The organism is Xylanibacter ruminicola Ga6B6 (genome assembly GCF_000687715.1).
Lineage (GTDB): Bacteria > Bacteroidota > Bacteroidia > Bacteroidales > Bacteroidaceae > Prevotella > Prevotella ruminicola_B.
Genome location: NZ_JHXD01000051.1, coordinates 1 through 1158, shown reverse-complemented (window position 1 = coordinate 1158; position 1158 = coordinate 1). Strand labels below are relative to the sequence as shown.

Genomic DNA, 1158 nt, shown 5'->3' with positions numbered 1-1158 from the left:
AGAAACCCTTGCGGTCTTCAGTTCGTTCTCTAGGAAAGAGTACACGTAGCCAGGACTCTGGTAGTAGAGACCAGTAGCATCGTCCTGCAGACGCTCGAAGGTTTCGGATGTATATACCACATCTATTGCCTCCTCGGGCGTGTAGTGGTAGTCGTCCAACAGATAACCGACCAACTCGGTGGTCAGTTCGTCCTTCATCAGCTGTATCTGTTCGGGGGTCAGTCGGGTAGTCATAGGCGTTTCAATAGTTTAAGGGCACGCTCGGTGCCGAAGTAATACTGGAAGGTGATGCCCTTGGCGTACTTCAGTTCCTCGACCAGTCGCTGCAGGGAGATGACTCCGCCTTCGTATCGGCGCAACTGGTAGGTGACACCGTCGTCGGCAATGGGACCATAAACGATGTCGTAGTCGTGAGTAGGGTGCTGAGCATTTTTATCGCGATTTTTTAGCACGAATAGCGCCCACTCCTCGCAGTAGTCGGGATAGGTGAGAACCTTCAGGTCTGGCGACTGCATCGCTGTCTCGTCGAAAAGAAACTCTGTGACTTCGGCGTTACCCAACTGCGTCTGACTTACCTTCTGGAAGGCCATATCCAAAGCCTGCTGTTTGTTGGCCGAGAGATAGAAGCCTCGTCCAAAGTCCTTAAAGGGCTTGGAGTGCACTAGGTCGGGCACTTCTATCTTCTGGTTGGAACCGTGGTAGAGTTTAATCATCGCAACTGTCCTCCATTGTTTAGGCACACCTGTGTCAGCACGTCCACTGAGTCGGGAAACGATTGTGTGTGTAGCACACCGTAATGCTCTCTCAGGTGCTCCATGCCCTTGAAGCGCTTCAAGTAAGCGTAGGCCTGTCGTGGCCGTATACCGAAACGGAGGGCAAACTCGCTGACGAGTGCCACCGTGAAGCCGATGATATTTCTTTCTTCGCGTGCCATAATCGTTGTTGTTTATACGTTTCGGGGACAAAGATACAACAATATATTTATTTTTGCAAGGGTTTTGGGGGAAAATCATTGTTTATTGGCTTGCTGGGAGGAGGATTGTATGGGGGTATAGATAGTATGTTAAGAAACCCTTGCGGTCTTCAGTTCGTTCTCTAGGAAAGAGTACACGTAGCCAGGACTCTGGTAGTAGAGACCAGTAGCATCGTCCTGCAGAC

At 50.6% G+C, this 1158-nt stretch carries 3 protein-coding genes; all 3 read right to left on the bottom strand.

The annotated features are described in order from the left end of the window. A partial coding sequence (locus T500_RS0114755; RefSeq protein WP_036909284.1) for a hypothetical protein occupies window positions 1–234 on the bottom strand: 234 nt, incomplete at its 3' end. After that, the gene (locus tag T500_RS0114750) at window positions 231–710 is read right to left on the bottom strand and encodes a DUF3990 domain-containing protein (RefSeq protein WP_028908735.1); all 480 of its coding nucleotides are present in this window, start codon (window positions 708–710) and stop codon (window positions 231–233) included. The genes T500_RS0114750 and T500_RS0114755, both read right to left, overlap by 4 nt. Beyond that, on the bottom strand, window positions 710–934 hold the full coding sequence (locus T500_RS0114745; protein WP_028908734.1) for a DUF3791 domain-containing protein: 225 nt from the start codon (window positions 932–934) through the stop codon (window positions 710–712). The genes T500_RS0114750 and T500_RS0114745 overlap by 1 nt, the downstream gene beginning before the upstream one ends. Window positions 935–1158: the final 224 nt, after the last annotated feature.